This window comes from Cellulomonas fimi (assembly GCF_028583725.1).
In the GTDB taxonomy this organism is placed as follows: domain Bacteria; phylum Actinomycetota; class Actinomycetes; order Actinomycetales; family Cellulomonadaceae; genus Cellulomonas; species Cellulomonas fimi_B.
In genome coordinates, this window is sequence record NZ_CP110680.1 from 2,261,240 (window position 1) to 2,287,500 (window position 26,261).

The following is a 26,261-nucleotide window of genomic DNA, read 5'->3' on the forward strand; positions in this document are numbered from 1 at the left end:
CCACAGCGGCGGACGTCCGCCGGGCCTCCCGGGACGGCGCGAGACGCCTGGCGGTCTGTGCGGATATGTCGCTAGTGTGCCGCCCGCACGTCGCGGTCCGACGCCGTCGTCGATCCGTACGGCGCCCGGCAAGGCCGCCGCGTACGCACCCGTGACCCGAGAGAGATGAGGCCCCTGTGACCCGGACCGAGCGCGTCCTTCACGCCCTGCTCTGGGCGACCGGCGCTCCGGGTGAGCTCGTGGTCGAGGACGGCGACGAGCCGCTCCTGCTGGAGGCGCTCGCCGAGCACCGACTCGACGCGCGGCTCATCGGGCGCGCGCGGCGCGACGGCATCCGGCTCGCACCCTCGCTCGAGGCGGCGGTCGTCGCGCGCGACGCAGACAACCTGGACCGGGTCCACGAGCAGATCGCACTCTTCCGGGCGGTTCGCGGACGTCTCGACCAGGCCGACCCCCGGGTGAGGCTCCTGCCGATGAAGGGCTTCGGCCTGTACGCCCTCACAGGTGACCGGGAGCACGCCCCGTTCAGCTGGGACGTCGACGTCATCGGCGCGGACCCTCGTGCGGTCGCGGCGGCCGTCGAGGAGACGGACGGCTCGGGATACCACTTCCACGGCGAGGAGCACCCGTACGTCTTCGCGCACATGGACGACCTCGAGGTGCACATGCACTACGTGGTGACGTCCATCGACCGCGGGTTGCGCGCCGAGGACGTGGACGTGGTCGCCACGACGGGCGTGTTCGAGGTGCGGACCCCGTTCTCCGTCTCCCTCATCACGCACGACGAGATGCTCCAGCACACGCGGGCGGGCGTCGGCGCGGCCGCCGGGCTCGAGGTCCTCGCCCCGGAGATGGCCGTCCTCGTGCGCCTCGCGCACCTCTACGTCGGCTACGCGATGAGTCCGCAGCCCCTACCGGTCGCGACCATCCGCCTCGAGGAGCTCGCCCAGCTCCGCGACTACCTCGCGCTGCCGTCGTTCGACGCGGCTCGCTTCCTCGAGCTGTACGAGCGCCACGACGCGTGGCTCGTCACAGGCTTCGCGCGCAGGCTCATGCTCGACCTGCTCGACGTCGACCCCTTCGCGCCGATCGTCGACGCCGAGGTGCCGGCATGGTTCCCGTCCAACCTGTGGTGGGACGGCAGCGGTGCCGGCTTCCCCCTGCAGATCCCGTGGAACGCGCACGACCTGGTGCTCTGCCCGGCGACCCACCCCGACCTCGTCGACGTGCTCGGACCCTCGGTCGTGCGGGTCCCCGCGGACGGCGGCGCGGTGACGGTGAGCATGCTGGAAGCCGACGCGGCGGACGCCGCCCCTCGCTACGTGCACCACGCGTACCACGGCGGTCTCGCGGGCGTACGGGTGACGCTGTGCGAGGACGGCGACGGCGTCGATGCCGTGGCCACGTTCCCACCGGTCGACGACGACCAGATGGTGGCCGTGGGCTGGGCCTCGGGCGACTACCGCTACGAGGTGTTCTTCCGCCCGGCTGGGGGCACGCACGAGCTCGAGGACTACTCGGCCGTGCCCGCGCCCGAGGGACAGCGCCCGACCGTCCGCAGCTGCCGCTCCGGGCCGGAGGGGGTGGAGATCGCCGTCCGCCTGCCGTGGGCGTCGCTCGCTGGTGGGCAGCCGTCAGGCCAGGACGCGACGCGGCTGCTGTTCCGGGGCCGTGTCCAGAGGCGCCCGTGGGGCGAGGTGGCAGGCGGAGTCGTCCTCCCCCTCCACCTGACGCGATGACGGCGGGCGCCGTCGCGCTCGCGGGAGCGACGAGCCCCGTCTGCGACGACCTTCTCGACTGGGAGGCCGCACGGGCGTTCGCGCTGCAAGAGCTCACGACGTACCCCGCCAAGGCGGACTTCTACGCGCGGGAGCCCACGTTCCGGGAGGCGCTGCACGAGGCGGCCGTCCGGACGGCCGCGACGGACTGGTCGACGCTCGGCACCGCCCTGCGCGCTCGCGGTCTCGCGGTCGTGCGGCCGGACGCCGTCTGGGCCGACAAGGGGCAGCAGGTCCTCGACTACCTCGAGCGGCTGCGGCTCCGCCCGGTCTGGGCGACCCGGACGACCGTCGGGAGGCACCACGTCCGCGAGGTGTGGCGGTACCAGCTCAACGCCGCGTCGCTCGCGCGTCTGCGGCTCATGGACCTCCTGTTCAGCCAGGGGGACAGCGTCGTCGTCCTGTTCGACGACCCGGACGGTTTCTGGCCCGTCCCGGGCAGCGCGGTGCTCGCCGACGCCAAGGGCGAGGCCGACCCCGACGCGCGTGCCGGGTGGGAGCTGCGGAGCGCGCTCGGCAGCCCGCATCGCCTGCTGTCGTTCCTGCACACCGCCGACGAGCCCGTGGACGCGGTCCGCGACGGCTCCCTGCTCCTGTCGCCGCGTGCGTTCGCGGAGGCCGTCGTCGCGCCGCCCGCGCGACCGGAGGACGTCCGCGCGGAGGTCTCCCGCGCCGCCCTCCGCCAGGACGCGCGTGCAGCGGCGAGCCTCGACGCCGCGGTCGAGGCGCTCGGCCTGCCCCCGGAGGAGGCCGACGCCTGGCGGATCCTCGAGACCGAGCCGCCCCGCCGTCCGATGACCGCAGGCGCGGACGCCGACAACCTCATCAACCACCCCGGCACCGACGCGTGGTGGGAGCGCGTCGGGGCGCTCGGGCACCGCGAGATGCTGCTCCGTACCGCGGTCGCCGGCGACGTGCCGGACGGGACCGGGGCAGCCCTCGACCTCGTACCCGGGCGCGAGCTCACCCCCGTCCAGCGTCCGACTCCGCACACCGACGTCGTCCCGGTGAGCCGCCCCACGCCCGCGGGCGGTGAGGCGGACGCCGTCCGGCGGGTCCTGGACTCCGGCTGGTGGACGGGTGGTTCCACGGTCGCGGCCCTCGAGCGCGACCTCGCCGACGTGACCGGCGCGCGCCACGCCGTGGCCGTCTCCAGCGGCACCGCGGCGTTGCACGCGATCCTCGTCGCGCTCGGGTGCGACTCCACGACCCTCGTCGTGACCAGCTCGCTGAACTTCGTCGCCGTCGCCGCTGCCGCGCTGCAGCTCGGCGCCGATCTCGCGCTCACGGACGTCGACCCGGAGTCGCTGGCGATGTGCCCCGACTCCCTCGACCAGGTCCTGACGGCGGCATCGGGGACACGGGCGATCGTGGTCCCCGTGCACTATGCCGGGCGGGCGGCCGACATGGCCGCGCTCGGCGCGGTGGCGTCCCGGCACGGGGCGACGGTCGCGGAGGACGCGGCCCACGTCATGGGGTCGCACTACCGCTCGTCCGACGTGGTCGTCGGCGCGTGGCCCGACTCCGCAGCGGCGGCCTTCAGCTTCCACCCCAACAAGCCCGTGGCCGCGGGCGAGGGCGGCGCCGTCGTCACGTCGGACGACGAGCTCGCGGAACGGGTGCGACGGTTCAGGAACCACAACATCGTGCGCGGCGACGACCCCTGCTCGTACGAGGTGCACCAGCCCGGTCTCAACCTGCGACTGTCGGAGCTCGCCGCCGCCGTCGCCCGCGTGCAGCTGGCCGCCGCCCCCGAACGGTCCGACGAGCGTGCACGACGCGCGGACCGGTACGACGAGCTCCTGGCACCTCTGCCGTGGCTGCGCCCGCTACCCCACCCCGCGTCGGAGTCGAGCCACCACCTCTATCCCGTGCTCCTGGACACCGTGGCGTCAGGCCTCACCCGCTCCGCGCTCGTCGACCACTGCGCGCGGCGCGGCGTGACGCTGCAGGTGCACTACCAGCCCCTGCACCGGCAGCCGCTGTGCGCACGGCTGCCCCGCGTCCGTGACGCGCGCTTCCCGGTGCTCGACTCGCTGGCCGAGCGGCTCGTGAGCCTGCCCCTCTACGCGGGCATGGGCCGTGAACGCCAGGACCGCGTGCGCGACGCCCTCGCCTCGGCACCGCTCGCCCGATGATCCTGTCGATCCCGTTTCTCGCCACGGACGTGGCGCAGCTCGACCGGGGCCTGCTGGCCGAGGGCCACGGTGTCGAGGCCACGCTCTTCCGTGGCGAGGACGTCATGGACGACGACCGTTGGGCCCTCGTGCGCCGGAACCTGCGAGCCGTGGCCGCGCTGTCACCGCCGTCCCTGACGTTCCACTTCCCCGTCGAGGACGCCGACTGGGTGGCGGATGCCGCGGTGCGCGACCGCCTGCTGGAGGCGCTCGACGTCGTGGGCGAGCTCGGATTCCACGGGGTCGTGCTGCACAGCAACCGCATCGCCTCCCACGAGGTGTGGCGTGCACGGGACCTCGAGCGGGAACGGGACGCTCTCGGCGGCGCGCTCGCTGCGCTGGCCCGCCGGGTCGAGTCGTCATCGCTGTGGGTCGGCCTCGAGAACATGCCCGTCACGGGTAACGACGCGGTGGACCTCGACCCGCTCCTCGTGTACCCGGAGGACTTCGCGGGTCTCTGCGGGGGGCCCGTGGGCGTCACGTGGGACGTCTGCCACTACGCGTACACCACGTACGTCGGCGAGTCGATCGCCGCGGGCAGCCTCGACCACGCGGACGACTACCCGCACCTGCGCCTCCCGGTCCGTGCCACCGGTGCGACGCAGCTCGTGCCGTCCACGCTGCACGGGCAGCTGCGCCACGCGCACCTGTCCGCCTTCACCGGGATCGCGGATCGTCGCCGGCGCACGACGTGCACCGAGGGTGAGCTGCCGGGGGCCGGTCCCGTCGGCGAACAGCGCTACGCCGACGCGCTCCTCGCGCTGAGGGCGGCCGGCGTCCGCGCGGTCACGCTCGAAGTCCAGGAGGTGGACTACACGCGGCGCAGGCGCGCACCCGAGATGGTCGCGTGGTGTCGCTCGGTCCTGGGGGCGGCTCGGTGACCGGGACCTGGACGGGAGCGGTCGAGCACAGCCGGGCGGTCGACCGCTGCTGGCGACTTCTCGCGGACCTCGTCTCGACGCACCCCGTCGCGGGCGCGCCGGGGCAGCGGGACGCGCTGCGGCACGCCGAGGCGGCTCTCCGCGCCGCGGGCGCCCGGGCCGCGCGCGTGAGCCGCAGCCGTGCCGCGCTCCGCCTCCACCCCGACCACGTCGACGTCGCCGCCTTCGGCGCGCCGTTCGAGGACTACTGGCGTCGTGGCCCGCTCGAGAGCGTCGTGGCCGAAGAGACGTTCGGTGACGGCGGGCCGACCGTCCTGATCAACGCACACCTCGACGTGGATGTGGTCTCCGACCCGGCGGGCTGGGCCCGACCGGGGTCGTGGCGGACACCGTACGAGGTCGACGGGCGGATGTACGGGCGCGGGACCAGCGACGCGCTCGGCGGTGTCGCGTCCGTCGTCGCGGCGCTCGAGATCGCGCTGCCCGCGCTGCGCGACGCCGGCCACGGTCGCCTTCTCGTCCAGCTCGTCCTCGACGAGGAGATCGGCGGGAACGGCACCGTGAGCCTGCTCGACGGCCTCGGCGTCCCGCCGGACGTCGCGGTCGTCGTCGAGCCGAGCGGCGGCGTGGTGGGGACGACGACCCGTGGGTTCGAGCAGCTCACGGTCGTCCTCCACGGCCGACCCCGGCACATGGTCGCGAGCTCGTTCGAGGACAACGCGGTGAACGGGCTGCCCGTGCTGCTCGACGTGCTCGGCGGTCTGGACGCGGAGCTGCGCGGTGGCACGGGGCACGCCGTCGTCCTGCCGGGCCGGGTCGAGGCAGGCGAGGACGCCTCGTTGCCCGCTGCCCGCGCCGTCTGCGAGGTGACGCTGGCGCTGCCCGCCGGTGTGTCGTCCGACGACGTCCAGCGACGGCTCGAGGCGCGGCTCGCCGAGCGGCTCTCGCCATGGCGACCGGCGCTCTCCCGGAGCGGCATCCGGATCCCCGCCGGGGGCGAGGTCCGGGGTGCTGACGCGTGGGCCGAGCGGTTCGTCGCGAGTGCAGCGCGCGTCGGCGTCCGGTCACGGCCTGGCGAGTTCCCGAGCGCGTGCGACGCGCGGCTGCTCAGCCTGCGCGGCATTCCCACCCTGGTGACGGGCCCGGGCGACCTCGGCAGAGCGCACGGAACCGACGAGTTCGTCGAGCGCGCGGAGGTCGACCGCCACGCCCGGGCGCTCGCCGCCTTCCTCGTGGACACCCTCACCCGGCGAGCGCCCCGGTGATCATGACCACGGCCGAGCTCGAGCGCTACAACCCGCTCCCACGCGCGATCAGGGTGCCGTTGCACCCGGCGGCGCCGCGGCTGCGCGCGACGCCCGGGAACACCGCGCGCGACGTGCTCGCACGCGTCCTCGACGTCGACCCGCGCCGTGTCGTCGTCACGAGCAGCGGGACGGCGGCGCTCCGGCTCGCGTTGCGAGGGCTGGGTGAGGACGGCGGCAGCGGTGGCGAGGTCGTCGTCCCGACGTTCGCGTGCGGGCAGGTCGTGCAGGCGGTGCTGGACGAGGGCCTGCGACCGGTGCTCGCGGACGTCGGCGACGACCTGTGCCTCACGGTCTCGTCGGTCGCTCGGGCGACGACGCGGCGCACGCGGGCAGTCGTCGCCGTCCGCGCGTTCGGCGTCGCACCCGACGTGCTCGGGCACTGTCGGGAGGCAGGGCTCGCCGTCGTCGACGACGCCGCGCAGTCGCTCCCCACCGTCCGCACCGGTGCGGCATCCACCGTGCTCAGCTTCGGGCCGCAGAAGCCCGTGCCTGCGGGCGTCGGTGGGGCGCTCGTCCTCGGGGAAGGTGCGACCGTCGCGTCGCACGTCCCCGTCGGGGACTGGCGGTCCACGCGGGTCCGCGACGCCGCCGTGCGTGGCGTCCGCCGGGTGTGGGCCCGTGGGCCCGCCGCCGTGCGTCTCGCGCCGGCACTGCTCGACCGCGTGCCCGACGCGATCGAGCGCGCGGACTACTCGCGCGCCTGCACCCTGCTGCCCCGTGCGGCCGACCCTGTCGTCGCGCGTGCGCTCGCGGCCACGTCGAGCGTCGCCACCGAGGAGCGCGCGCTCGTCCACGCCCGCTTCGCGGACGCGCTCAGCGGGTCCACGACCACTCGTCTGCACGCACGCTCCGCCCAGCACCTGCGGCACGGATACTGCGTGCTGCTCACGGACGACCGCCCCCGCGTGGCGGCCGAGCTCGCGGCCGCGGGCGTGGAGACGAGCTGGCTCTACTACCCCCTGCACCGCACGTCGCGGTACGGCCGCTGGGCGTCGGCCGGCCCGTGGCCGGCGTACGCGGACGACGTGTGGCGCCGTACTCTCCTCGTGCCGTGCCGCCCCGGCCTGACGGCACGCCAGCTCGACCGTGTCGCGACCGCACTCCGGCGGCTCCCGTGACGCGCGGGCCCGCCCGCCGGGCACTCGACTGGGACGCCTTGGAGGCACGCGAGCACGTGCGGCCGACGTCGACGCGGTGGTGGGGGGCGCACACGGTCGCCGCGTTCGGCGGCACCGTGCTCGAGGTCGAGGTCACGGACGGCGCCGGGCCGCTCGCCGCGCTCGTCCTCGCCGGGGGCGCGCTCGCGCCCGGCGGCTTCGTGCTCGGCGGCATCGGGCACGGTGCGCTGCACGCGGTGGACGACCCGCGTCCGCTGAGCCTGCTCCGGCAGGTCGACGCGGTCCCCGTGCTCGAGCGTCATCTCGGGATGCGGTGCCTGCGCCTCGTGACCGGACCGGTCGACCCAGCGCCTCCCGATGCTGCCGTCGGCGCGCTGCGCTCGTGCACCGTGATGGAGCTCGACAACGGGACCGGTGACACGTGGGACACGGTCGCCGGCAACGTGCGCACCGCGGTCCGTGCGAGCCGCCGTCGCGGCCTGGCGGTCGTCGACCTCACGGTGTCGGACCTTCCGGACGCGATCGCGCTCGTGCACGCGACCCAGGAGCGGGTCGGTGCGGCCTACCGCACGCCCCCCGTGCTCCTCGAACGGCTTCTCGAGGACGCTCCGCACGCGTGCGCCGTCGGCATCCGGCACGAGGGCCGGCTCGTGTGCGCCTCGTTCTTCCTCCGGCACGGCCCGCACGCGACGTATCTCGTCAACGGGTACACCGCGGTGCCCGGCAAGCCGTCGCCCACGTACCTCACCGTCTGGGAGGCGGCGACCCGCCTCGCCGCCTCCGGGTGCCGCTGGCTCGACCTCGGTCACTCGCCGTCCGCGTCGCTCGCGCGGCACAAGGCGCAGTGGTCACCACGCCTGGAGCACCACCTGGCCATCACGCCGTCCGCAACCCGATCGGAGCACGAATGAACCGCCTGGAGTCGTGGGCCACTCCCGACACCTCAGCCGTGACCGCGCTCGCTCGTCGCGCCGGTCTCGGAGAGAACGCGACGGTCACCCGCCTGGAGGGCGGACTCGTCACGACGAACTTCCGCGTCTCCGACGGCACGAGAGACGTCGTCGTGCGCGTGTACCCGCCGTCACGTGACCCCGACGAGGTGACCTTCGAGCTGTCGGTCCTCCAGCACCTGCGTGCCGCGGACGTCCCGGTCCCGGGCCCGCTGCCGTCCGACGCACCGGTGCGCGCGACGTGGGACGGACGTCAGGTCGCCGTGCTCGAGTACCTCCCCGGTCGCACGGTCCGTCCCGACGAGCTCTCGACCTCGGTCGCCGCGCAGGCGGGCGCGCTGTACGCGCAGATGCAGGACGCTCTGCGGGACGCGCGTCCGGTCGGCACCAAGGGCGCCACGGACGGCGCGGCGCTCGACGAGCTCGTGGCGCAGACGCACGCCGCGCTGGTGCCGCAGGACGCCGACGCCGCGGAGAGCCTGCGCCACGCCTGGGACCACGCTCGACGAGGTCTCGCGCAGCGCGCACCGTCGGGAACGGCAGTGGTGCACGGCGACTTCTGGTGCGCGAACGTGCTGGCCGAGGACACCCCTTCCGGGCCGGTGCTCACGGGCGTGATCGACTTCGACGACTGCTACGTCGGCGACCTCGGGCTCGACCTCGCGCTCGCCGCGACGGAGTTCGCGTACGACGAGCAGGACCACCTGCACGGTGACCGGCTCGACGCCTTCCTCGCCGGTTACAGCCGGACGTCACGGCGCCCGGTCGCGACCGACACGGACACGTTCCTGCTGTGGATGACCGCGGTGTTCTGCAAGTTCGCCTGCTACACGCTGCCGCTAGCCGAGCCGCCCATCGACGGACCCGTGCAGAACCCCTACCTGACGAGGCTGCGTGCGGTGGGTGCACCGCGGGTGCGGGAAGCCGTCGAGAACGCGGTCACGGGCGCCGAGGCGGTGCACGCGTGATGGCCGGCACGCACCGCGGGCGGCTCCTGCTGACAGGCGGGTGCGGCTTCATCGGCACCGCTCAGGCGCAGACGGCACTCGCGTCGGGCTGGCGCGTGGTCCTCCTCGACGCGCGGACCTCCGGGACGATCGCTGACGACGCCGGCCTTCTCGACCACGAGGGGGTCGAGGTCGTCGAGGGTGACGTCACGGACCCCAGCGTGTACGACCGGGTGGGGTCGGTCGACGCCGTCGTCCACGCCGCGGGTTTCCTCGGGGTCCAGGCGGTCACGGACGACCCGTTGCGCACGCTCGACGTCAACATCCTCGGCAGCCGCGAGGTGGCGCGCTTCGCCTCTCGGCGACCGGGTACCCATCTCGTCCTCCTCAGCACGAGCGAGGTCTACGGGACGCACGCCGTGGCCGTGGACGAGCGGGCGGCTGCCGTCGTGCCCGCCGGGGCCGGCCGTTGGTCCTACGCGGCGAGCAAGATCGCGGCCGAGCAGTACGCGCATGCGTATGCCCGGGCCGCCGCGACGCCCGTGACGGTCGTCCGTCCTTTCAACGTCTACGGCCCGGGCCGGCGCGGCTCGTACGCTGTCGGCGAGTTCGTCCGTCGCGCGCTCGCCGGGGAGGACCTGATCGTCCACGGGTCCGGTGAGCACGTCCGCTCGTGGTGCCACGTGCGCGACTTCTGCGCGGGAGTCGCGGCCGTGCTCGACACCCCCGCGGCCCGGGGCCGCACGTTCAACATCGGGAACCCGGCCGAGCCGCTGTCCGTGCGCGCGCTCGCGGAGCTCGTCGTGCGCAGGTCGGGCTCGCGCTCGCGCATCGTCACCGTGCCCGGCAGCGACGACGTCGTCGAACGCTCGCCGGACATCAGCGCCGCCCGCGAGGTGCTCGGCTTCGAGCCGCAGATCGGGCTCGAGGTCGGTCTCGACGACGTGATCGCCGCCGCCGGCGGCGACGACCGGTCAGCCTCGCGCGGCGTGCAGGAGACGGCGGAGCCACCGCGCCTCGGGTGAGGCGTAGTAGTCGTTCAGAGCCGTGCGCTCACAGGCGCCGAGCGCACGGCTCCACGACAGCGCCTTCGAGACGCACGCGACGCGCAGCGCGAGCACCTGGGCCCGACGCAGCGCATCGGCGTCGACGTCGCGTGCCCACGCTCCGCAGTAGGCATCGACCACACGCTCCACCGCCTCGGGGGACGCGCCGAGCTCGTCGAGCTCGCGCAGCGGGAACAGCAGGCTCCCGAACGGGTGCCCGACGTGGGCGTCGGCCCAGTCGATGACGACGACGCGGCCGTCCGCTCGCCGGCACACGTTCCCGCCCGACAGGTCGTCGTGCTGGAGCGTGTCCGGGATGCCGAACGAGGCGAGCTCCTCGCACCATCGGCTGTACCGCGGGAGCAGCGCCGCCACGTCCCGCAGCTCGGCGCGCGACAGGCCACGGGGGTCGTCGACGAGGAGCCGCGGGTCGCGCAGGAGCTCGTCGAGCCGCTCCGGCAGCGCCCGTGGTGGCAGGTGCGGCACACCCATCGCGACGAGCTCGTCCGTCCGCTGCTCGACAGCGCGCTGCACCGCTGCATACCTCTCCAGCGCGCCACCCCAGGCTGCCGCCTCCTCTCCGCGGGCCGGACGCAACGGGGACCCGGCGTGCTGCATGACCCACCAGCCGCGTTCCGGGCGGCTCGCGACGACGCGGGGCACGGCGGGATCGCCGACGCCGACGCCGCTCAGCCACGAGGTCAGGCGCCCTTCGAAGCCGGCCGGGTCCTCGGCCTTGAACCACAGGAGGTCGGGTCCCGTGCCGACCTTCCACACCGCGCCCCACGGTCGTGCGCGTTCGGGTGCGATCCGGACGTCGCCGCCGTGGGCGCGCACCACGGGCAGGTCGGCGAGCCACGCACGTGCGTGGGCGACCCACGGACCCGAGACCCACGCGTCCGCCGCCCCGTCGAGCGTCTCCGCTGTCGCCATGCGTCCGCCTCGGTGCCGGTCAGGCGTACGTCTCGAGCGTGCCGCGACGGCGCACGTCGAGCGTCACGCAGTGGAAGCCGCCGCCGAAGGTGCGCGAGTGGGTCAGACGCGCCGGCAGCACGTCGATCCCGTGCGACTCCAGCTGCTTGACGAGCGACGTCTGGCGCTCGTCGGCGACGACCAGGTCAGGGCTGACGCTCAGCAGGTTCATCCCGACCCAGACCGAGCCGTTGGGCCGGCGGTCCGGCGGGTGGGTGTCGACGGGCTCCTCGGCCCAGATCAGGTCCCACCCGCGGAAGATCTCGGGAAGGTTGTCCTCCGTGACGCGTGCCGAGTTCAGGAGCACGAGCCCCGGGCGCAGCGGGACGAAGGTCGTGTCGATGTGAGTGGAGGCGTACACGTCGCGCACGGGGTGGACCTTGTACTGGGAGCCCAGCGTCGACTGGAGCCACCGGAGGCCGAGCTCCGTCCCGCTGTCGGAGACGAGGTACAGCAGGTCCGTGCCGATCCGCAGGACGTTGGCGGCGTCGAACGTCGGCTCGTCGTCGAGCACCCGCCGACCGACGGGTGCCGTCGGGTCGAACAGGTCGTCCGCGAGCCGCGGCTTCGGTGCGCTGATCCACCGGCTGCCGCTGCGGAGGTACTCGATGAACAGGTCCTTGTACGCGAGGTACTCGAAGAAGCGGGAGCGCAGGGACATCGGCGTCTCGATCACCGTGTCGCCCACCGTGAGGAAGCCGTCGCGCGGGCACACGTCGGGGAACGAGTCGGTCGACCAGTGCGGCGAGGACGCGACGACGGCGTGGTCGCGCGGCTGGGGTCGCCGCACCGTGATCCCGAGGGCCCGCAGGCTGTCGGCGAGAGCGTCGAGCTCGACCTGGGCTTCCTCGACGGCCCTCCGGTCGTACGGGCCCGACGGGATGTCCTGCGGTCCCTCGACGTCCGGGAACTCGATCGACATCATCGACCTGTCCCCCACGGGCACGCGGGCGCCGACGGTCGTCCCGACGATGACCTCCTCGAGGGGGTCCCACTCGTTGTGGACGCTGACCAGGCTCATCGTGCTCCTTCAGGTTCGGTCGGATGGTGGACGCCGACGTGCAGCGGCTGCCACGGCTCGTGCGCGAGCGCCTCGCGCACACGTGCGAGGAGGGCGAGGTCCACCGCGATCGCGGTGTCGTCGACCTGGCCGACCGGCGCCACGCCCCGGGAGTTGACGACGACCACCGACGAGGCGCCGTCGATCGACGCGAGCGGGAGGCGCTCGCGCAGGGAACCCAGGCCGACGGCGGCGAGACGCCGCTCGAGCAGCTGCATCGTCACGCCCTCGAGCAGCTCCCCGGCCGGCCATACCAGAGCGTCGTCCCGCACGAGCGCGACGTTGGCCGTCGCCGTCTCCAGGACGTCGCCCGCGGGGCTCACGAGGAGCGCCGTGTCGTATCCCGCCTGTCGAGCCTGTCGCTCGTGCCAGCGCTTCACGAACGTGCCCGTGTGCTTGAGGTCCGCGAACGGACGCTGGTACCGCACCGTGCGCAGGCGCCGGGGCACGTCACCGGCGGGCGCCGGAGGCTCCACCACGACCAGGAGCGCAGGCTCGAGAGGCTCGGGCGACGCCATCACGTACACCTTGACGGTCGCGTCCTCGGTGTCGGCGAGCGCCTCGACGACACGGCGCAGGACGAGCGCGGGATCCAGCTCGTGCGACAGGATCCTGCGGGACCCTGAGACCAGCCGTGCGAGGTGCAGATCGAGCCCTTGGACGGAGCTCCCCCGGACCTGCATCGCCGTGGAGTGACCCAGGTTCGTCGACATCAGGTCGACCAGGCGCGCCGCGTCGACGGCCGCGCCGTCGAGCAGGAGCCGCCGCTGCGTCGCGTGCGACAGCAGGCCCCGGGCACCGCCGTCCACGCCATCACCTGCCTGCTCGCCGGGCATGACAGCCGCGCTGCCTGCGATCGTCTCCAAAGGGCTCGCGGATCGTAGCGCAACGCGGACACCTCGGGACGAGCCCGCCCTCACCGGACAGAACGGACCCGGTCCGTTGACGGTCGCGGCCGTGCCTCACTAGCGTCCTCGCGTCCCGGGCGTCGGGGGCGCCGGCCCGGACGCACAGCCGCCGGACGCCGCACGAACGGGAGCCCGCTGCTTGCCGACCACCGATCTCACGGACCTGACCGCCCCGCCGACGGCGGTCGACGCCTGGATCCGGGGCGTCTGCGACGAGCTGTCGTGGCCCGGCCCCGCCCTCGAGCTCGTGCACGACCGACCGTGGGCGCGCGTCTGGCGGGTCCGCACGGCGTCCGGCACCGGGTGGCTCAAGCTCGACCTGACGCGCCGTGGTGTCGAGGCGCCGCTGCTCGACGCGCTCGTGCCGCTCGCCCCCGGTCACGTCCCGCAGCTGCTCGCCGCGGAGAGGACGCTCTCGGCGTTGTTGGTGCGGGACGCCGGTGCCGTCCTCCCGCTCGGCCACCAGGACTGGTGCTCGGTGCTCGAGCAGTACGGGCGGCTGCAGCGCCTCGTCGAGCCGCACGTGGACGCGCTCGTCGCACGCGGCGTCCCCGACCTCCGTCCCGCGGCCCTGGAGCGCGAGTTCCGCGGCGTCGTCGACCGCGCCGAGGCGGACCGGGCGGTGGACGGCGACACGGCGACCCGGCTGCGTGCACGCCAGGGTCAGGTCGCGCGCTGGGCCGCCGTCCTCGCGAGCCACCACGCCGCGCCCTCGGTGCAGCACGACGACCTGCACCCGGGCAACGTCGTCCGCGGCGCGGACGGGCGCCGTCGCATCATCGACTGGGCGGACGCGTCGGTCGCGCACCCCTGGGCCAGCCTGCTCTACCCGCTGGATCTCGCGGACCGGGGCGCCGTCGACCTCCGTTCGGCCGGGGACGCCGACCGCCGGGACCTCATCCGGGCCTATCTCGCGGGCCGCGAGGAGCACCTCGACCAGGAGGCGCTCGACGTCGTGCACCTCGCGTGCCGGACCGCGGCCGTCGGTCGTGCGCTGGTGTGGGAGTCGTGCCGCCGGCTACCCGGGGCCGCGGCGATGAAGGAGTACTACCGCACCGGGGTCGACCGTTGGCTCGACAGGCTGCTGGACGTGCGGACCTGAGCGTCCGGCGCGGCCGCACGGCGTCGGGATCGTCAGGCGCGACGGTGCGCACCGGCGCCCGGCTGGCGGTGGGCACGAGGTGCGCACACCGAGGTCGAGGCCCTCGGGAGGGCGGAACCGCGCCGTCACCCCCGCACGACAGCCGGCACCACGGCACCACCTCCCCGTGGCGACGCCCCGGACGCCTAGTCTGCGCGGTGGACGTTCGCGCGACGGAGGGAGCCGCCCGTGTCCCAGAGCACGCTCGACGCGCTGGGCGGCAACGCCGCACGCCCCGCGCAGTACGGGCACGACGCGCTCGTCGTCTGCGACAACCTCGTGCGGATCTACCAGTCCGGCAGCGTCGAGGTGCAGGCGCTGCAGGGGCTCGACCTGCTGGTGCACGAGGGCGAGATGGTCGCCGTCGTCGGCGCGAGCGGGTCCGGCAAGTCGACGCTGCTCGGCGTCCTGTCCGGGATGGACGCGCCGACCGCCGGCCGCGTCCGCGTGGGCGGCTGGGACCTGATGGCCATGCCGGCCCGGGACCGCGTCACGTACCGCCGACGCATGGTCGGGTTCGTGTGGCAGCAGACGTCCCGCAACCTGCTCCCCTACCTCACCGCGCGGCAGAACGTCGCGCTGCCCGTCACCACGGTCCCCCGCCGGCAGCGACGCCGGCGCGCCGACGAGCTGCTCGACCTCGTCGGCGTCGCGCACGTCGCCGACCGGCAGCCCCACGAGATGTCCGGCGGCGAGCAGCAGCGCGTCGCCATCGCGACCGCGCTCGCCAACGGCCCCCGGTTGCTCCTCGCCGACGAACCCACCGGCGAGCTCGACACCACCACGACGCAGGAGGTCTTCGAGACGCTGCGCACCGTCAACCGCGACGCCGGCACGACCGTCGTCGTCGTCACGCACGACCCGGCCGTCAGCTCCCTCGTCGAGCGCACCGTCGCGATCCGCGACGGACGCACCAGCAGCGAGGTGCTGCGCCGCGAGACCGACGGCGACGTCGTGCACGAGGAGTACGCCGTGATGGACCGCGCGGGCCGGCTCCAGGTCCCCCGCGAGTACCGGGAGGCGCTCGCCCTCACCAGCCGCGTCCGGCTCGTCCTCGAGGCCGACCACCTCGCCGTCTGGCGCGACGGCGGGCCCCGGTGAGCCGCGAGCCCGGCGCCGCGGTCCGCGTCCGCGGCGTGCACCGCACGTTCGGCACCGGCCGGGCCGCCGTGCACGCGCTGCGCGGCGTCGACCTCGACGTCGCCCCCGGCGAGCTCCTCGCGCTCGTCGGTCGGTCCGGCTCCGGCAAGACCACGCTGCTCAACCTCGTCGGCGGCCTCGACCGGCCCGACGAGGGCACCGTGCACGTCGACGGCGTCGACGTCGCCGCGCTCGACGACGACGGCCAGGCGACCCTGCGCCGCGACCGCGTCGCGTTCGTCTTCCAGACGTTCGGCCTCATGCCCGCGCTCACCGCGGCCGAGAACGTCGGCGTCCCCCTGCGCCTCCACGAGGCCCCCGTCGACGTGCGCGAGCGCCGGGTCGAGACGCTCCTCGAGCTCGTCGGCCTCACGCCCCACGCCCAGCAGCGCCCGGACGCGCTGTCGGGCGGTCAGCAGCAGCGCGTCGCCATCGCCCGCGCGCTCGCGTCGTCGCCGCGGCTCCTCGTCGCCGACGAGCCGACGGGACAGCTCGACAGCGAGACAGGGCTCGCCGTCATGGCCCTCATCCGCGGCGTCGTCGAGGCCGAGGGCATGACGGCCGTCGTCTCCACGCACGACCCCGTGATGATCGCGCTCGCGGACCGCGCGCTGCACCTCGTGGACGGCCGGGTGGTCGAGACGGTCGCCCGTGGGTGAGCACGTCTGGCGCCGGGGCCGCGCGCAGGCGGGGGTGCTCGCCGCCGTCCTCGCCGTCATGGTCGTCGGGTCGGCGCTCGTCGGGGTGTGCGTGCTGCTCACGACCGCTGCGCCGCAGCGCGCCCTGCAGCTCGCGCTCGCGGACGCACCCGCCGCCGACGTCGAGGTCCGTGCCGCGCTCGGCTTCCCCGAGAACCCGGACGACCCCGACGTCGACCCGCTCGTCGCCGCGACCGCACAAGACCCGTCCGACGCCGTCGCCGCCGCGACCAGCCTGCTGACCGCGCCGTTCGGCGACCTCCCCACGACGCGGACCATCTGGACGTCGAGCGTCCTGCGGTACCTGCCGAGCGACGGCGGGCCCGTCCGCCTCGGGTACCTCGCCGAGCTCGACGACCCCGACGCCCGCGCGACGCTCGTCACGGGCCGCTGGCCGGCCGCGACCGACGAGGTCGCGCTCCCCACGACCGCCGCCGGGGCGCTGGGGCTCGACGTCGGCAGCACGACCACCCTCTCCGCCGACGTGGGCGGTCCGGGCGTCGGTCTCACCGTCGTCGGGACGTTCGCGCCGCGGGCCGGCGCCGTGTGGCAGGAGGACCCGCTGCGCGGCGCCGGCGTCGCCCCCGACGTCCGCGGCCACATCGCCGGGTACGGCCCGTTCGTCGTACCGCCCGGGGGCGTGGCCGCCGCCGACGTGCCCGTGCGACGGGTCACGCTCGTCGTGCGGCCCGACCTCACGCACGCCTCCCCCGCCGACCTCGCACGCGCCGGCGCCGCCGTCGACGCCCTCCGCGGCGACCTCGACGCCGCGCTCCAGGACCACGCCCAGAACGTCGTCGTCGACCGACCGTTCGCGGCGACGCTCGACGCGGCCCGCGAGCAGACGCGCGTCACGGGCTCCGGGGTGCTCGCCGTCGCACTGCTCGGCGGCGCGCTCGCGGCGACCACGGTCGCCCTGGCCGCCCGGCTCGTCGCCGGCAGGCGTTCCCCCGAGGCCGCGCTGCTCGGCGCGCGCGGGATGGGGCGTGGACGCCTCGTCGGGCAGGCGGCCGTCGAGGCCGGGGCGCTCGCGCTGCTGAGCGTCGTCCCCGCGACCGCGCTCGCCGTCGGGCTGTACCGCGCGCTGGCCGACGCCGTCGGGCTCGGACCGGCCGCCGACGTCCCGGGCGGGCTCGCCCCTGTCGGGGGGGCCGTCGCCGCCGTGACGCTCGTGCTGAGCGTCCTGCTCGTGCTGCCCTGGCTGCGGCCCGCGGCGCCCCGGGGTGCGCGCGACGACCGGCTCGGTGTCGTGGCGCGGTCGGGCGCCGACCTGCTGCTCCTCGTGCTCGCTGCGCTCGCGTACCTGCAGCTGCGCGCGCACCGCGTGTCGACCGGCGACCTCGTCGACCCGGTCCTCGTCTCGGCGCCCGTCGTGTGCCTGCTGGCCGGGGCCGTCCTCGTGCTGCGTCCGCTCACCCTGCTCGCGACACGGCTGGACGCACGTGCCGCGTCGACGCGCACCCTGACGCTGCCCCTCGCCGCCTGGTCCGTGGCCCGACGGCGGCAGGGCGGCGCCGCGGCGTTCCTGCTCGTCCTCGCGACCGCGTCGGCGACGTTCGGGGTCGGCTTCGCCGCGACCTGGACGCAGTCCCAGCGGGACCAGGCGGCCGCGCTCGTCGGCGCGGACCTGTCGGTCCCCGCACCCGCGGACGCACTGGCAGCCGGCGCACACGTGCGGGCCGCGACGGGTGCCCGCGTCAGCCCGGTCACGACGCGCCCCACGGTGCTCGGCTCGCGCGCGAGCAGCGGCGACGCGCCCGTGCAGCTCGTCGCGGTCGACACGCGGGACGCCGACGGCCTGCTGCGCGGCCGGCTGCGGTCGGGCGGCTGGGACGACGCCACCGCCGGGCTCGCACCCGCCGCACCGGTCGACGGCGTCCTGCTGCCGGACGAGCGCACGGACCTCACGGTGACCGGTCGCGTCGAGGACGGCGTGGGCGTCGACGCTGTCGTGAGCCTCGTCGTGCAGGACGGCGACGGCGCCCGGACCGCGCTCCCGGTCGGCACCGTCGCCCTCGACGGCACCACGACGGACCTCACGGTGACGGTGCCGCCGGGCGCCCGGGTCGTCGCGGTCGACGCCCGGCTGTCCGCGACGGGCGCCGACCCCGACCAGCAGGGCTCGCCCGACTTCGCCCTCGACGTGACCCTCGACGGCGCGACCGCGGCGCAGGCCGGTGCGTGGTCCGTCGCGAGCCCGCGACGCGACGACGTCGTCGTCGCCACGCTCGACGACGTCACGGCACGCGACGTGCCCGGCGGCGTGCGCCTCGAGCTCCGGGGGGACGTCGAGCTCCCGGCACTGTTCTGGACGGAGGGCCCGCTCACCGCGCTCGCGTTCGACCCGGTGGAACTGGTCCCCGTCGTGGTGTCGGCACCGCTCGCCGACGAGCTGGGCCTCGACCCCGGCGACAGCGTGCAGCTCTCGCTCGGGCTGACCCGCGTGGAGGCGACGGTGCTGCGCGTCGTCCCCTACGTCCCGTCCCAGCCCCGCGGACCCGCAGTGGTCACGGACGTGGACACCCTGTCCCGCGCGACCCTGACCGCGGGCGACCTCGCACCCCTCACGGACGCGTGGTGGGCGAGCGGGCAGGTCCGTGCCGACGCCGCCCCCACGTTGGAGGCCACCGGCGTCGGGCCCGTCACCACGCGCACCGCCGTCGCACACGAGGCCGTCGACGGGCCGCTGCGCGCCGCGCAGCGCGCGGCCGCCGCGCTGCTCGTGGTCGCGGCCGTCGTGCTCGCCCTCGCCGGGACCGCCCTGCACGCCACCTCCGCTCTGGAGGCGCGCGAGCTCGACGTCGCCCGCCTGCGCGGCCTCGGGGCACCCCGACGGTCGGTGCTCACGACCGTGCTCGCCGAGCAGGGGATCCTCGTCACCGCGCCCGTGCTCCTCGGCGGCCTGCTGGGGGCGCTCGCGTGCTGGGCCGTCGGGCCGCTCCTCGCGGTGTCCCCCCAGGGTCTCCCGCCGGTGCCCGCCGCCGTCCCGCACTGGCCGTGGCCGGCCCAGGCGGCGGCGCTCGCGGTGCTGCTGCTGGGCTGTGCGGTGATCGTCGTCCCGCTCGCGGCCCGCGCGGTCCGCCGGTCCACGATCGCGCGCCTGCGGACGGACGCGCTCACGTGAGCGCCGCCTGGCGCCGGGCCCGCGCCGACCTCTGGCCCCTGCTCGTGACGGCGTTCGTCGTCGCGCTCATGGTCGGCCTCACGGACGCCGTGCCGCGGCTGCTCGCGCGGCAGGCCGACACCGCCGTGCGGACCGCCGTGGCGCAGGCCGACCCGGCCGCCGACCTCGTCGTCACCAGCCGGTACGGCGCGGGCGCGTCGGACGCCTCGGCCGGACCCACGGACACGACGGTCGGCGTCGACGACGTCGCACGCCAGATCGACGACGCGCTCCCGCCCGCGCTCGACGCGGTGCTCGGGCCCCCGGTCGCGACGTCCGGCAGCGCCCAGCTGCGGGTCAGCACCCCGGGTGTGCCGACCGGCGGGCTCCTCGCGATGACCTACGTGTGGGCCGGGGGCGAGCCGGACGTCCGGTGGCTCGACGGCGTCGCGCCCGGGCGACCCGGGCCGGACGGCGCGGTGCAGGTCGCGCTCTCCGACGCCGTCGCGCGCACCCTGGCGATCGGTGCCGGCGACCCGGTCGAGGTGCGCACGGCCGACGGTGGCACCGTCCCCGTGCGCGTCACCGGCGTGTTCGTCGCGACGGACCCCCTGGACCCGGCGTGGACAGGACGGCCGGAGCTCCTGCAGCCGCGCGTCTACGGCCCGAGCCGCGACCGGACGACGGTCGTGGGCGGTCTGCTCTCGGCCGCGTCGCTCCCCGCGGCACGCGCCGCCCTCGAGCCCGACGGCGTGACCCGCACGTTCCGGCTGCCGGTCGACCCGCAGGCCCTCGACCACGCCGGGGTCACGGACGTGCAGCGGCTCGTCGCCGCGCTCGAGGCGTCGCCCGAGGTCCTCGTCGTGCCGGGGTCCGACGTCCGGGTGACCTCCCGGCTCGACCTCCTGCTCACGCAGGTCGGCGAACGCGTCTCGGCGACGTGGGCGCAGGCCGTCGTCGTGCTCACCGGCCTCGCGTGCGGTGCCGCGCTGGTGCTGCTCGTCGGCGCCGACCTGCTCGCCCGTCGGCGCACCACGGCCCTGCGGACGGTCCGCGCGCGCGGCACGTCGCTCGCCGGCGTCGGCGCCACGGCGGCGGCCGAGTCCGCGGTCGTCGTGGCCGTCGGGGCCGCGGAGGGCCTGACGGCCGGCGCCCTCGTCGTGCCCGGCCCCGTGACGTGGCCCTGGGTCGTCGCCGTCGTCGTGGTCGGCGTGCTCGCACCGCCCGTGTCCGCGATCGTCACGGCCCGCGGCGGCGACCCGCGCCGCGTCCCGACCGACCGTCACCGGCGCCGCCTCGCCCAGCGCGTCCGCACCGTGCGGAGGGTGTCGCTCGAGGCGGCGCTGCTCCTCGTCGCGGCCGGCGCGACGGCCGCGCTGCTGCGACGCGGGGTGGCCTCGTCGTCCGGCGCGGCGGACCTGCTGCTCGCCGCCGCGCCCGTGCTGGTCGCGGCCGCGGTCGGGCTGCTGCTGTGGCGCGCGGTCCCGCCGCTCGTCGGCGCGGCCCTGGGCGTCGCACGACGGTCCCGCACGGCGGGCCCGCTGCTCGCGATGGCGCGCGCCCGCACCTCCGACGCCGTCCTGCCGTTCGTCGCGCTCGTCGTCCTCACCTCGCTCGTCGCGCTGTGCGCCGCGCTGGCCGGCACCGCGCGCTCGGGTCAGGACGACGGCGCGTGGGACGCCGTCGGCGCCGACGTCGTGGTGCGCACGACGGCACCGGACGCGTCCCTGGAGGACGTCGCCGGGACGCTCGCCTCCGCCGACGGGGTCGACGCGGTCGCCGTCGGCCGCGCCCAGGACGACAGCCAGGTCTTCGGGGTGCGTGGCGTCGACACGGTGCGCGTGCTCGCGGTCGACCCCGGCCCCTACGGGGACCTGCTCGCGCGCACCCCGTTCGGCGCCGCTCCCTCCCTCGCGCTCCTCGACGACGCGTCCGCCGCGGCGCGGACCCGCACGACCCCCGGCCCGCTGCCGGCGCTCGTCCCGGCCGCGCTGCTCGGCACCGACGCCTCGCTCCGGTGGGGCGACGTCACCCTCGACCTCGACCCGGTCGGCGAGACCCCCGCGCTCCCGGCCCGGGACGCCGGGAGCACCGACCTCACCGTCGTGGTCGACCGTGCGGCGCTCGCCGCGGTCGCCGAGGCCCTCGCGCACGTGCGGTCGGAGCGGACCGGCTCCCGGCAGGTCGACGCCGTCCTCGTGGCCGCCGACCCCGACACCGTGTGGGCCGTCGGACCGGGCGCAGCGACCGCCGCTCGTACGGCCGCGACGACCGCCGGTGCGGACACGCTCACGCGCGCGCAGTGGCTCGCCGACCGGCGGTCGGACCCGCTCACCGGCGGGCTCCTGGCGCTCGTCGTGCTCGTGGCCGTCGTGGGCGCCGGCCTCGCGTCGACGGTCGTCGTCCTCGACGCCGCCGCGACCGCACCCGCCCGGGCCCGGTCGCTCGCCACCGCCCGTGTCCTGGGCCTGCGGGGCCGGTCGGCCGCGCGCGTCGCGGCCGGGGAGCTGCTGCCGTCCACGCTGGTCGGCGCGCTCGGCGGCGCGGTGCTCGGCGTCCTGCTCGTCGGCGCGCTGGTCGGTCCGCTCGCGCTGCGCCTCGTCACCGGGCAGGCGACCGACCCCGACGTCGCACCGGCGTGGTGGGCGGCCGTGCCGGTCGCGCTGCTCGCCGCGACCGTCCTGGCGGTCGTGGCGGTCGAGTCGTCGACCCGGCGTCGTGAACGCCTCGGCCAGGTGCTGCGCGTGCGCTGAGCAGGACGCACCGTCGTCGCGTCGCGGGGCGAGCTCGTGCTGACCGGGCCGGAAGACCAGGACGTCAGTGCGGGGCTCGGCGCACCCCTCGGAACGGGGGGATCGGGAACGGGATCGTGAACGGTGGGCGCAGGAACCCGAAGGAGCCCGTCGGGTGGAACGTCACGATCATGATGGCGCGCGGGGATCCGGCGCCCGCGCCGGGGACGTGGAACAGGAGCTGCTGAGTCTCCTCGTCGAACAGGAAGCTCCTGACCTCGAAGTTCGAGTTCCACGTGAGCAGGTCGACCCGCAGCTTCACCTGGTCGCTGCCGTCGCGGGTGAACGTGAGCGTCGCCCGGTCCCGGTCCCGGGCAGAGAACTGCTGGTAGTCCGGCGGTGACGCGGACCGGTTGGTGATCCGGTCGCTGAACCACTGGAGCACCCCGATCTTGATCCCGATCGGGTCGTTGTTCGAGCTCGTCACGATGGTGCCGTTGATGCCCCAGCCGAAGCCGCTCAGGCCCGGGCTCCAGCGACGGACACCCTCTCGCTGCGAGCTGCGCTGCAGGGTCGCGGTCGTGACGCTCGGCGCGTTGGTCCTTGCGCGGACGACGATGTCGGCGAGAAAGCTGCTTGCCGTGGCCATCTCGGACTCCCCCCCGTGCCGGTGTACGGCCACGGTGGCGAGGCGGTGCCGGGCGCGGCAAGCGTCTCTCGGGCATCCGATCGGGCACGGTCGTCCTCGCCGCAAGTGCGCGCGTCTCACGGCCCGACGTCGATCCACTCCTCGTTGCTCGACAGGACTGATCCGTCGGCCGCGCGAACGGTCGCCCTCAGGGGCGCGTAGACCTCGTACGCCGCCTTGAACTGCAAGGGGACCGAGGTGCTGCCGACGATCCCGTCCCGCTGGCAGGTGATGACGCCCTGCACGTCGTCGCCCTCCCAGCTGCAGCGGTCGAACGGCTGGTCGATCGCCAAGGCGTTGGGCAGGCTGAGCTCCATCGTGTAGGACATCGCCACGTTCATCTGCACGTCGACGGTGACCGTGACTGAGGCCCCCGGCGACACGACGGCCGGGACGACCCGAAGATCGACCCTGCTGAGGGTCGGCGGGGCGACGACGGTGATCGCCGCGGGCTTCGTCGTCGACAGCTCGTTGTCAGGGCCGAGGCGGAGGTCGACCTGCACGGTGGCCTGCCCGGCGGCGACGGCGGTGAAGGGCAGGTCGAGGTCCGCGTGCGGCACCTCGACGTCGCAGACGACCGTCGTGTTCTGGGCGCATCCGGCGGGTAGCGGGAGCAGCGGACGCAGGCCCGGGGGGACGGTGGCCACCACTCGGCCCGGGAGTGCGGAGGCGTCGAAGTCGACGGTGACGAGCAGGTGCGCGACGTCCTGCAGCAGCACGTCGCTCGTGGTGAACTGCGCGGCGAGCGTTGCCGCCCGGGGAGCCGGAGGGGACGCGAAGGTAGCGGCCACCGTGCGGGTGCCGGCGACGACGGCGCACGTCGACCCGTCCGCCCCGGACGACTGCTCGTCGCACCCTTCCCACGCCAGCAGCTCCGGTTCACCGGCGTCCTGCGACGCGACGAGCTGCACGGGCGCCCCGGTGGGCACCGTGACGGGGCAGGTGGCGTCCGGGCCGCAGGTCGTGGCGCCCGGGAGGGCCGGCGAGGCGAGCGTCACGACCCCGGGCCCGCGGACGACGACCGTCACCACGACCGGCACCGGCGGAGGGCTCTCGGTCGGGCTCTGCGGGGCGGTGCGAGGGTTGCCGTCGGTGACGGGTCCGCGCGGGACGCGGTCCGCCCGAGGGCCGGGCTGGTCGTCCTGCTCCTTCTCCGGGGCGCCCGGGGTGGGCGAGGGGGTCGCGGTCGGGGGCGGTGCGCTGAGGGGAGGTGCGACCGCCTCCTGCCCTTCGGGCGTCACCGCCGGCGGGACGTCCCTGCCGGGCTCGAAGAGGCCTTCGTCGGGTGCGTCCGTCGAGTACTTCGCGACGCGCCGGACCTCGCCGTCGAGGTCGATGACACCCGCGTGCTCGCTCGCGGGGTCGTTGTAGAACGCGAACCCGTCGCGTCCGGCCAGCTCGAACTGCGTCTCGGGGTCGAGCACCTCGGGGCGGGCGACGATCGCGCCGGTGCCCAGGTCGACGACCACGACCTCGCCCGTGGAGTAGTTCGGGACGAACGCGCGCCCGAACACCTCGACGGGCGCACCGAGGCGCTGACCGGGTGCACCGACGCCCGGGACCACGTCGACGCAACGCCCGTCCTCCACGTCGGCGATCCGCAGCACGCCGCGGCGCCCCGAGGCCGCGAGGACCACCGCGCTGGTCCCGGACCCGCCGACCTGCACGGTGTCGTCATCCGTGTCCACACCGAGGCAGACCGGTCGGGACGGTCCGCCGCGCCGTAGCACGCGCACGGTGTCGGTGACCCGGTCGACGACCGCGGCCGCACCGTCGACGAGCACGAGCCGGCCCGTCCCGGGGCGTGCGACGCCGTCCCACGAGCGCGGCTCGCCGTCGGTGTACCGGACGAGGTCCCCCGTCGTCTCGTCGAGCAGCCACAGCGCTCCGTCGTCGTCGACGACCGACGCCCCCTCGGTGACCGAGCCGACGAGACCGATGGGCCGCCCGCGAGGTTCGAGCGTCGCGGGGTCCGCCTCGACGACGGTGCCCCCACGCCCGTCGACCGCGAAGACGGCGTCACGTCCGGCCGTGAGCCCGAGGCCTTCGCCCGCGCCCTCGAGCGGCCGCTTCTCGGTCTTCTGCCACGACACGGGGTCCACGCGCACGACGGTGCCGGTGGTCCTGTTGAGCGCGTACCCGGTCTCGCCCGCCTGGACGGCGAGGAGGTCCTGCCTCGCGTCGGCCACCTTGACCCGCACCGCCAGCGCCCCGGACGGCCCGCTGAGCAGCGCGAGCTGGCCCACGGTCGGCGACGCCACCCACACGGTGCCGCCACCGACGTCGACCGCGGCCGTCGGGAAGCCCTCGTCGCGGGCGACAGCCGTCAGCCCGACCAGGACGAGGGCGCCCGCGAGCACAGCCACGACGTGTCGGCGGTTCCAGCCGGCCAGCGCTCGTGCCCGAGCCCCCACCGCGGTACGCCACGCCATGGCGCCATGGTGCGGACGCGACGCCATGCACGATCCCGAAGGTCGGTCTCCCCTGGCTTGCGACGATACGCGCGGACGTACGCCGCCGGAACGGGCGCGCGTCCCTTTCCTCCCTTTCGTGCAACCCGGGATGCGACCCCACCGGCGCTGCGATGCGGGCGCGTCACCGCTCGGCGGCGCGACGCAGCACCTCGAGCTCGGCGCTCACGACGCCGAGCACGAGCAGGTCGACCAGCAGCCCCCAGCTCGCGTCCCACTCGGAGAGCCGGAACAGGAAGAACTGCGTGACGAGCAGACTGACGAGGACGGCCCGCTGGAACCACCGATACCCCTCGATCGCGTCCCGGCGGACGCGCACGAGCCCGACCACGGCGAACGCCGCGCTCACCGCTCCGCTCAGCACGACGCCCGCCGCGACCCACCACAGCCCGCCGAGGTCGCCCCAGGCGAGCAGCCCGCGCGTCACGGTGACGGCCGCGGTGGTCACGAGCACCGCCACGGCGAGCCACGGCACGAACCGTGCCCGCACCAGCACGTGGAGGACCCGCACGGTGCGCCGCGCGAGCACGTCGACGAGGTCGGGCAGCTCGTCGTGGTCGTCCACCACGGTCCGCAGCAGCGCCGCCGTCTCGGCTGCGCCCGCGACGTCACCCGCCTCGGCGAGCCGTGCCTCCGCACGCGCGCGCGCCGGTCGGGAGAAACCGCCGACCACACCCGCGACGGCCTCGTCGACCGCGGCGGCGAGCGCCTCGCGCGGGTCGCGCGGCCGCCGCCCGTGCAGCGCCTCGGCGACGAGGCCGAGCGCCACGACGGTGGCGTAGATGATCGCCGCCGTCGGCTCGTAGAAGTAGTCGTTGTCGGACGTGACGAACTTGCCGACCTCGTCGACGAACAGGCCGAAGCCGATCCCACCGATGATCGCCCCGAACGGGCGCAGGACCGGCCCGAGGAACGACAGCAGCAGCACGAAGGCGAGTGCCATCAGCAGCCCACCCCACAGCACGTGAGCCACGTGCAGCCCGCCGCCGCCGAGCTGCGGGTACCCCGCCGCGGCCAGCAGCGCGCGGGTGACGAGCACCGTCACCGCCGTCACGACGAGGAACGTGCCGAGGTGCCGCGTCGCGAGGGGGTCGCGCGGCAGCCCGAGCCGCAGCATCAGGTGCACCGGCGACCCGCTCGGCCG

The 26,261-nt window shown here is 75.4% G+C and carries 19 protein-coding genes; 13 read left to right on the top strand and 6 right to left on the bottom strand.

Annotated features, from left to right (window positions below):
* Positions 1 to 176 precede the first annotated feature (176 nt).
* The 8 genes from OOT42_RS10355 to OOT42_RS10390 are packed head-to-tail and all read left to right on the top strand — an operon-like array spanning position 177 to position 10,183.
* Complete coding sequence (locus tag OOT42_RS10355; RefSeq protein WP_273651142.1) at positions 177 to 1,739, top strand: hypothetical protein; 1,563 nt, start codon at positions 177 to 179, stop codon at positions 1,737 to 1,739.
* Positions 1,736 to 3,916 (top strand): DegT/DnrJ/EryC1/StrS family aminotransferase, encoded by a 2,181-nt coding sequence (locus OOT42_RS10360; RefSeq protein ID WP_273651143.1) that lies wholly within the window; start codon positions 1,736 to 1,738, stop codon positions 3,914 to 3,916. The genes OOT42_RS10355 and OOT42_RS10360 overlap by 4 nt, the downstream gene beginning before the upstream one ends.
* Entirely contained in the window at positions 3,913 to 4,836 is a 924-nt protein-coding gene (locus OOT42_RS10365) for a TIM barrel protein (RefSeq protein ID WP_273651144.1), read from the top strand. Before OOT42_RS10360 ends, OOT42_RS10365 begins: the two co-directional genes overlap by 4 nt.
* The gene (locus OOT42_RS10370) at positions 4,806 to 6,101 is read left to right on the top strand and encodes a M20 family metallopeptidase (RefSeq protein ID WP_273651145.1); all 1,296 of its coding nucleotides are present in this window, start codon (positions 4,806 to 4,808) and stop codon (positions 6,099 to 6,101) included. Before OOT42_RS10365 ends, OOT42_RS10370 begins: the two co-directional genes overlap by 31 nt.
* A 2-nt stretch (positions 6,102 to 6,103) precedes the next feature.
* A complete protein-coding gene (locus OOT42_RS10375) occupies positions 6,104 to 7,261 on the top strand; it encodes a DegT/DnrJ/EryC1/StrS family aminotransferase (RefSeq protein ID WP_273654819.1) in 1,158 nt (385 codons plus the stop codon).
* Positions 7,258 to 8,172: a GNAT family N-acetyltransferase gene (locus OOT42_RS10380; protein ID WP_273651146.1), complete on the top strand. Its 915-nt coding sequence runs from the start codon at positions 7,258 to 7,260 to the stop codon at positions 8,170 to 8,172. Before OOT42_RS10375 ends, OOT42_RS10380 begins: the two co-directional genes overlap by 4 nt.
* The gene (locus tag OOT42_RS10385; RefSeq protein ID WP_273651147.1) at positions 8,169 to 9,179 is read left to right on the top strand and encodes a phosphotransferase; all 1,011 of its coding nucleotides are present in this window, start codon (positions 8,169 to 8,171) and stop codon (positions 9,177 to 9,179) included. The genes OOT42_RS10380 and OOT42_RS10385 overlap by 4 nt, the downstream gene beginning before the upstream one ends.
* A complete protein-coding gene (locus OOT42_RS10390; RefSeq protein ID WP_273651148.1) occupies positions 9,179 to 10,183 on the top strand; it encodes an NAD-dependent epimerase/dehydratase family protein in 1,005 nt (334 codons plus the stop codon). Before OOT42_RS10385 ends, OOT42_RS10390 begins: the two co-directional genes overlap by 1 nt.
* Here OOT42_RS10390 and OOT42_RS10395 read toward each other — a convergent pair.
* From OOT42_RS10395 to OOT42_RS10405, 3 genes are read right to left on the bottom strand one after another with little or no spacing between them, the layout of a single operon-like run.
* A complete protein-coding gene (locus OOT42_RS10395; RefSeq protein WP_273651149.1) occupies positions 10,133 to 11,137 on the bottom strand; it encodes a phosphotransferase family protein in 1,005 nt (334 codons plus the stop codon). The genes OOT42_RS10390 and OOT42_RS10395 overlap by 51 nt on opposite strands.
* A 19-nt stretch (positions 11,138 to 11,156) precedes the next feature.
* On the bottom strand, positions 11,157 to 12,197 hold the full coding sequence (locus tag OOT42_RS10400) for a hypothetical protein (RefSeq protein ID WP_273651150.1): 1,041 nt from the start codon (positions 12,195 to 12,197) through the stop codon (positions 11,157 to 11,159).
* Entirely contained in the window at positions 12,194 to 13,045 is an 852-nt protein-coding gene (locus OOT42_RS10405; RefSeq protein WP_273651151.1) for an aminotransferase class IV, read from the bottom strand. Before OOT42_RS10405 ends, OOT42_RS10400 begins: the two co-directional genes overlap by 4 nt.
* A 238-nt stretch (positions 13,046 to 13,283) precedes the next feature.
* On the opposite strand from OOT42_RS10405, the gene OOT42_RS10410 reads away from it, so the two are divergent.
* From OOT42_RS10410 to OOT42_RS10430, 5 genes are all read left to right on the top strand, one after another.
* Complete coding sequence (locus tag OOT42_RS10410) at positions 13,284 to 14,246, top strand: phosphotransferase (protein ID WP_273651152.1); 963 nt, start codon at positions 13,284 to 13,286, stop codon at positions 14,244 to 14,246.
* A gap of 228 nt (positions 14,247 to 14,474) precedes the next feature.
* Positions 14,475 to 15,386: an ABC transporter ATP-binding protein gene (locus tag OOT42_RS10415; protein WP_273651153.1), complete on the top strand. Its 912-nt coding sequence runs from the start codon at positions 14,475 to 14,477 to the stop codon at positions 15,384 to 15,386.
* Positions 15,383 to 16,084: an ABC transporter ATP-binding protein gene (locus OOT42_RS10420; RefSeq protein WP_273651154.1), complete on the top strand. Its 702-nt coding sequence runs from the start codon at positions 15,383 to 15,385 to the stop codon at positions 16,082 to 16,084. Before OOT42_RS10415 ends, OOT42_RS10420 begins: the two co-directional genes overlap by 4 nt.
* Positions 16,077 to 19,247 carry an FtsX-like permease family protein gene (locus tag OOT42_RS10425; RefSeq protein WP_273651155.1) on the top strand — a complete coding sequence of 1,057 codons (3,171 nt, stop codon included), beginning with the start codon at positions 16,077 to 16,079 and terminating at the stop codon, positions 19,245 to 19,247. The genes OOT42_RS10420 and OOT42_RS10425 overlap by 8 nt, the downstream gene beginning before the upstream one ends.
* On the top strand, positions 19,244 to 21,979 hold the full coding sequence (locus OOT42_RS10430; RefSeq protein ID WP_273651156.1) for a hypothetical protein: 2,736 nt from the start codon (positions 19,244 to 19,246) through the stop codon (positions 21,977 to 21,979). Before OOT42_RS10425 ends, OOT42_RS10430 begins: the two co-directional genes overlap by 4 nt.
* 64 nt (positions 21,980 to 22,043) lie before the next feature.
* Here the strand turns inward: OOT42_RS10430 and OOT42_RS10435 are convergent, their stop codons facing one another.
* The 3 genes from OOT42_RS10435 to OOT42_RS10445 form a co-directional block, all read right to left on the bottom strand.
* Positions 22,044 to 22,607 (bottom strand): hypothetical protein, encoded by a 564-nt coding sequence (locus OOT42_RS10435; RefSeq protein WP_273651157.1) that lies wholly within the window; start codon positions 22,605 to 22,607, stop codon positions 22,044 to 22,046.
* Between the two features lie 116 nt (positions 22,608 to 22,723).
* A complete protein-coding gene (locus OOT42_RS10440) occupies positions 22,724 to 25,078 on the bottom strand; it encodes a hypothetical protein (protein WP_273651158.1) in 2,355 nt (784 codons plus the stop codon).
* Positions 25,079 to 25,241: 163 nt separating this feature from the next.
* Positions 25,242 to 26,234: a hypothetical protein gene (locus tag OOT42_RS10445; RefSeq protein ID WP_273651159.1), complete on the bottom strand. Its 993-nt coding sequence runs from the start codon at positions 26,232 to 26,234 to the stop codon at positions 25,242 to 25,244.
* Positions 26,235 to 26,261: the final 27 nt, after the last annotated feature.

Coding starts and splice junctions, on each gene's coding strand:
- OOT42_RS10390 (WP_273651148.1), top strand. CDS start 9,179: ATGGCCGGCACGCACCGCGGGCGGCTCCTGCTGACAGGCGGGTGCGGC.
- OOT42_RS10365 (WP_273651144.1), top strand. CDS start 3,913: ATGATCCTGTCGATCCCGTTTCTCGCCACGGACGTGGCGCAGCTCGAC.
- OOT42_RS10445 (WP_273651159.1), bottom strand. CDS start 26,234: ATGCTGCGGCTCGGGCTGCCGCGCGACCCCCTCGCGACGCGGCACCTC.
- OOT42_RS10385 (WP_273651147.1), top strand. CDS start 8,169: ATGAACCGCCTGGAGTCGTGGGCCACTCCCGACACCTCAGCCGTGACC.
- OOT42_RS10395 (WP_273651149.1), bottom strand. CDS start 11,137: ATGGCGACAGCGGAGACGCTCGACGGGGCGGCGGACGCGTGGGTCTCG.
- OOT42_RS10435 (WP_273651157.1), bottom strand. CDS start 22,607: ATGGCCACGGCAAGCAGCTTTCTCGCCGACATCGTCGTCCGCGCAAGG.
- OOT42_RS10360 (WP_273651143.1), top strand. CDS start 1,736: ATGACGGCGGGCGCCGTCGCGCTCGCGGGAGCGACGAGCCCCGTCTGC.
- OOT42_RS10375 (WP_273654819.1), top strand. CDS start 6,104: ATGACCACGGCCGAGCTCGAGCGCTACAACCCGCTCCCACGCGCGATC.
- OOT42_RS10400 (WP_273651150.1), bottom strand. CDS start 12,197: ATGAGCCTGGTCAGCGTCCACAACGAGTGGGACCCCCTCGAGGAGGTC.
- OOT42_RS10440 (WP_273651158.1), bottom strand. CDS start 25,078: ATGGCGTGGCGTACCGCGGTGGGGGCTCGGGCACGAGCGCTGGCCGGC.